This is a genomic window from Draconibacterium sp. (assembly GCF_041583095.1).
Taxonomy (GTDB): Bacteria; Bacteroidota; Bacteroidia; order Bacteroidales; family Prolixibacteraceae; genus Draconibacterium.
On sequence record NZ_JBFHGM010000306.1, the window covers coordinates 1 to 5,675 of the forward strand.

At 44.0% G+C, this 5,675-nt stretch carries 4 protein-coding genes; 3 read left to right on the forward strand and 1 reads right to left on the reverse strand.

Features of this window, described 5'->3' with window-relative positions; genetic code table 11:
- Positions 1-102 precede the first annotated feature (102 nt).
- Complete coding sequence (ispG, locus tag ABZB17_RS19690) at positions 103-1,962, reverse strand: (E)-4-hydroxy-3-methylbut-2-enyl-diphosphate synthase (RefSeq protein ID WP_372652817.1); 1,860 nt, start codon at positions 1,960-1,962, stop codon at positions 103-105.
- Between the two features lie 88 nt (positions 1,963-2,050).
- Here ispG and gldA point away from each other — a divergent pair, with 88 nt between their 5' ends.
- The 3 genes from gldA (at position 2,051) to metK (ending at position 5,459) form a co-directional block, all read left to right on the forward strand.
- Positions 2,051-2,965 carry a gliding motility-associated ABC transporter ATP-binding subunit GldA gene (gene gldA, locus ABZB17_RS19695; protein WP_372652820.1) on the forward strand — a complete coding sequence of 305 codons (915 nt, stop codon included), beginning with the start codon at positions 2,051-2,053 and terminating at the stop codon, positions 2,963-2,965.
- A gap of 11 nt (positions 2,966-2,976) precedes the next feature.
- Positions 2,977-3,984 carry a glycosyltransferase family 2 protein gene (locus tag ABZB17_RS19700; RefSeq protein ID WP_372652823.1) on the forward strand — a complete coding sequence of 336 codons (1,008 nt, stop codon included), beginning with the start codon at positions 2,977-2,979 and terminating at the stop codon, positions 3,982-3,984.
- Positions 3,985-4,205: 221 nt separating this feature from the next.
- A complete protein-coding gene (metK, locus tag ABZB17_RS19705; RefSeq protein WP_372652825.1) occupies positions 4,206-5,459 on the forward strand; it encodes a methionine adenosyltransferase in 1,254 nt (417 codons plus the stop codon).
- The last annotated feature ends 216 nt before the right edge of the window (positions 5,460-5,675 follow it).

The following is a 5,675-nucleotide window of genomic DNA, read 5'->3' on the forward strand; positions in this document are numbered from 1 at the left end:
AACAGCCCCATCTAAAAGCTGTCTATAAATTTGAAATTGACTAAAAAAAAGATCCGACCTATAAAAGATCGGATCCTTTTCCACTATATAATACTATAAACATTAATCCTCAGGATCTTTCCAGTCGCCATTCTCGCGAATCAGCTGCTCCAGTTCTTCCACCGCATTTTCGTAAGGAATGTGGCGTTTTATAGGCTTCAAACCTTTATACAGGTTTACCTTGTTGTTGCCGGCTCCCACGAAACCATAATCCACATCGCCCATCTCGCCGGGACCGTTTACCACACAACCCATAATACCAATTTTCAGGTGGTCGAGATGTTTAAAATGTGCTTTAACGGCACGGGTTGTTTCCTGCAGGTTAAACAGGGTTCGTCCGCAACCGGGGCACGAAACAAATTCGGTTTTGGTAACACGCATGCGGCTGGCCTGCAGTATACCAAAACTCAAGTCTTTCAACTCGGTGAAAGTAATATTTTCGTTATCGTTCGAAAGGCAAATTCCATCGCCGTAACCATCAATAAGCAAACCTCCAAGATCGGCCGAAGCAGTGATCTGAAGATCATCCAAACGACTTTCGTTGTAGCGGCGGTAAAGTATAACAGGCACTTTCCAAATGTGGGTTTCAAGCGACATAAAGAATGCTCTCAACTCAGCCATCGGATTAGCGTTGTAACTTTCAAGAATCAATACCGTTTTCCGGGTCTGCTTCAATTTCATGATGATCTCGGGGTGCATATCCATAAACCGGTCGAATTCCGCTTTGTTGGTACGAATAAATTTCATCCGTCCCCAGCGGGTACTTTCAAACAAGTACTCTTCAAGCGTAATTACCGGATATTCTTCGCCTTGTATATCGAGTATTTTGTTTCCCGAAATAAAGTAGTCAGGAACCAGTTTCCCGCGGATCGGGATCATTTCGCGTAAGGTTCTGTCGCCCAAATCGGCAATTACCACCGGAAGTTCTTGTCCTCCCATGTTGAGTACCGGCCGTGTATCGCGGCGCTCGTATTCAAACGGGTTGGTTTGTGCAATCATTGGTGCCGAAATCGGCTCGTGATTCTGGTAGCGTTTAAAATGATTTACCAGTTTCAGGGCCACCGGAATTTCGTTTATCGGTGCTTCGGTTAACGAAATGCGCACGGTGTCGCCAATTCCATCGCTCAACAAGGCACCAACTCCAACGGCAGATTTTATACGTCCGTCTTCGCCTTCGCCGGCCTCGGTAACGCCCAAATGAATCGGGAATTTCATATTCTCGAGACGCATTTTAAAGTTGAGCAAACGAACGGTGTAAACCATTACACGCGTATTGCTCGACTTAATCGATACCACAACGTTGTTAAAATCTTCCTTTTTACAAATGCGCAGAAATTCCATCACCGATTCGGCAATTCCGGCCGGCGTATCGCCATAGCGGCTCATTACCCTGTCGGAAAGCGATCCGTGATTGGCACCAATCCGCATGGCGGTTTTGGTTTCTTTCAGCATTTTTATAAACGGCACAAACTGCTTTTCAATAATATCAAGCTCTTGTTTGTATTCTTCGTCGGTGTAGATTTTATTTTTAAACTGTGCACGTTTATCATAGAAATTTCCCGGATTGATACGCACTTTCGATACGTACTGAGCGGCAACTTCGGCCAGTTTCGGATTGAAATGGATATCAGCAATCAACGGTGTATTATACCCTCTGTCAACCAGTTCTTTTTTGATAACCTTAAGGCTTTCCGCATCCGACAAGCCCTTTACAGTTACACGAACATAGTCGGCACCGGCTTTTACCACGCGGATAATCTGCTCAATTGTAGCATCGGTATCCGTAGTATTGGTATCGGTCATTGTTTGAATCCGGATAGGCTGACTACTACCAACGGGAACTCCTCCAATGTTCACTTCAATTGTTTCTTGACGTTGATAGCGGGTTAAATCTTTAATATAGTTGAAATTACGATCCTTCATCAATTAATCTGTTAAGCTGAACTGCAAATTTAAAGTAATGCTTCTAAAATAAAAAGAATCCTCTATTTTTGTTTTGCATTCTTTAATTATGATTGTTGAAACAAGGAATATCACAAAATTGTTTGGAAAACAGAAAGCACTCGATTCGATTAGTTTTACTGTAAACAAAGGCGAACTGGTTGGTTTTCTGGGGCCTAACGGAGCCGGCAAATCTACTACCATGAAAATTATTACCGGTTATCTTCCACAAGATGAAGGTGATATTTTGATTGACGGGGAGAAAGTTTCGGGGCAAAACCTCGAATATAAAAAACAAATTGGTTACTTGCCGGAGCATAATCCGCTTTACACCGACCTTTATGTGAAGGAATTTCTGGAGATAACCGCCGGTTTTTACCACCTGAAGAACAAAAAACAACGCATTGCTGAAATGATCGACCTTACCGGGTTGGGAATTGAGCAGCACAAAAAGATACGTGCCCTGTCGAAAGGTTACCGCCAGCGGGTGGGTTTGGCACAGGCTTTAATTCACGATCCGTCGATATTGATTTTGGATGAACCTACAACCGGCCTCGATCCTAACCAGCTGGAAGAAATCCGGACATTGATCCGAGAGATAAGCAAAGAGAAAACGGTAATTCTGTCGTCGCACATTATGCAGGAGGTGGAAGCTGTGTGCAACCGAGTGCTTATAATCAACAAGGGAAAGATTGTTGCCGATGGCGATATCAAGGATGTAAAAGCCGGAATCAATATTCAAAATCAAGTTGTAATTGCAGGTTTTAAAGAAAATGTTTCGGAAGATCAGCTTTTACAAATCCCCGGCGTAAACAGCGTTACGCAAAACGAACTGGGCTGGGAAATTGAAGCCGGAAATGAAGCCGACATCCGGCAGCACATTTTTCAGTTTGCCGTTGCCAATAAACTCACGCTGCTTACCCTTTTTGAAAAGCAACAAAACCTGGAAAACGTTTTCCATCAGCTTACCCGTAATCAGACCTGAGATTTTTAGTAATGAGTAGTGAGACAAATCCCAAAGTGTCTGTTATCCTTCCGTTTTACAATGCTGAAAAGACATTGAAGACCGCAGCTGAAAGTATCTTAAATCAAACATTCCGCGGTTTTGAATTGCTGCTGATCAATAACAATTCAACAGATGCTAGCCTGAAAATTGTCAGTGCGCTGGCCAACACAGACAAACGTATCCGACTGCTTAACGAAACCACAACAGGAGTCGCCAATGCCATGAACTGCGGATTAAAAAACGCCCGTGGCCGGTTTATTTCCCGCATGGATGCTGATGATGTTGCCCATCCGGAAAAACTACAAAAACAATACAACTACCTCGAAAATAATCCATCAATTGACTTTTTAGGCAGCGAGGTTGAATATGTTCCGCACATCGCAGAAAATAAAGGCTTCCGTCGATTTGTTGATTGGGCAAACTCGTTTCACACGCCTGAAGAAATTGCGCTGAAGCAGTTTATTGAGATTCCGGTAATTAACCCAACGATCTTTTTTCGTCGGCAGTTATTTGATAAATATGGGGGCTGCCGCGATGGCAATTTCCCCGAAGACTATGAAATGCAACTGCGCTACCTGAGCCACGGAGCCAAAATGGCTAAACTACCCGAAAAGTTGCTGGAGTGGCACGACTTTTCCACCCGCTTAACCCGCACCGATGAGCGATATTCGACCGAAGCTTTTTTTCAAACCAAAGCCTTTTATTTTAAACAGTGGTCGGAGCACCACAACCCGTTTCACCCCAACATCTGGATTTGGGGGGCCGGGCGCAAAACCCGCCAACGGAGTGCTTTTCTGCAAGAACATGCGCTGAATATCGAGGGTTATATCGACATTAAAAAAACAAAACCCGATGCCCGATTCTACCAGGACCTTCCCCACCCCGGGCAGCTGTTTATTGTGTCGATGGTAACAAATGCCGGTGCCGGAGAAAAGATCAGGGCCTTTTTACAGGAACGGAATTATGTGGAAGGGAACGATTTCTTGATGATGGGCTAACTTCGAACAATTCCTTATTAAGAACAATTTTAAACAAGTTCTTTTTTATTCAAAATAAACCTATTACATTTGCCAACGCTACGTGGAAAGATTTGAGATTGATTGCAACCACATGAAAAAAACGCTAAAACAATCGCATTTTTCAATATCAATCGAATATCCCGCAGTTTTAAAATTTAGTATTTAATGTACTGATTAACTTCAGTTTAAAAAGGGATTTTATGAATTATTTATTTACAAGCGAATCAGTATCGGAAGGCCACCCGGATAAGGTAGCCGACCAGATTTCAGATGCATTACTCGACCAGATTCTGGCTTTTGATTCGAACTCGAAAGTAGCCATTGAAACACTGGTTACAACCGGGCAAGTTGTTGTTGCCGGCGAGGTAAAATCGCAGGCTTATGTTGATGTGCAGGAAGTTACGCGAAACGTAATTAACCAGATTGGCTACACCAAAGCCGCCTACCGTTTTGATGGCGATTCGTGTGGTGTTTTAACTGCCATTCACGAACAAAGTGATGACATTAACCGCGGTGTTGACCGTGAAGAAAAAAACGAACAAGGTGCGGGCGACCAGGGAATGATGTTTGGATATGCCTGTAAAGACACTGAAAACTATATGCCGTTAACGCTCGATCTGTCGCACAAAATTTTGCAGGAGCTTGCCGTTATCCGCCGCGAAGGTAAGGTGATGACTTATTTGCGCCCCGACTCAAAATCGCAGGTAACTGTTGAGTATAACGACTCGAATGAGCCGGTGAAAGTGCATACCATTGTGGTATCGACACAACACGACGAGTTTGATGCCGATGAGCCCATGCTGGCAAAAATTAAGGATGATGTGATCAATATTCTTATTCCACGCGTAAAAGCACAGTTATCGGAAGAAGTGCAGGCTTTGTTTGGCAACGACATTATTTACCACGTAAACCCGACCGGTAAATTTGTTATTGGCGGGCCACACGGCGATACCGGGTTAACCGGACGAAAAATTATCGTTGACACATACGGCGGCCGCGGAGCTCATGGCGGAGGTGCTTTCTCGGGAAAAGATCCGTCGAAAGTTGACCGCTCGGCTGCTTATGCATCGCGTCACATTGCCAAAAACCTGGTGGCAGCAGGTGTTGCCGACGAAATTTTGGTGCAGCTGGCTTATGCCATTGGTGTTGCCCAGCCGGTGGGCGTTTTTGTAAATACCTACGGCCGTTCGAATGTAAGTATCACCGACGGAGAAATTGCAGAAAAAGTAAAAGCTATTTTCGATCTTCGCCCGGCAGCCATTGAAGAACGCCTGAAACTGCGTAACCCGATTTATTTGGAGTCGGCAGCTTATGGCCACATGGGCCGCGAGCCAAAAACCATTACAAAAACTTTCGAGTCGCCATATAGTGGTAAGGTTACCAAAGAGTTGGAACTATTCACCTGGGAAAAACTCGACTTTGTTGATACGATTAAAGAGACTTTCGGACTCTAGTTCCGAGGGTGAGAATTAATATACGCCAGAAGGACGGTACTTGTGCCGTCCTTTTTTTTATTCATTTTTTTTGAGAGAAGTTGCAGTTTAAAAAAAAGGTATTATATTTGCACCCGCGTTCAAGAAGACATTTCAAAAGAAATAAAGATATATTGCGGGATGGAGCAGTTGGTAGCTCGTTGGGCTCATAACCCAAAGGTCGTAGGTTCGAGTCCT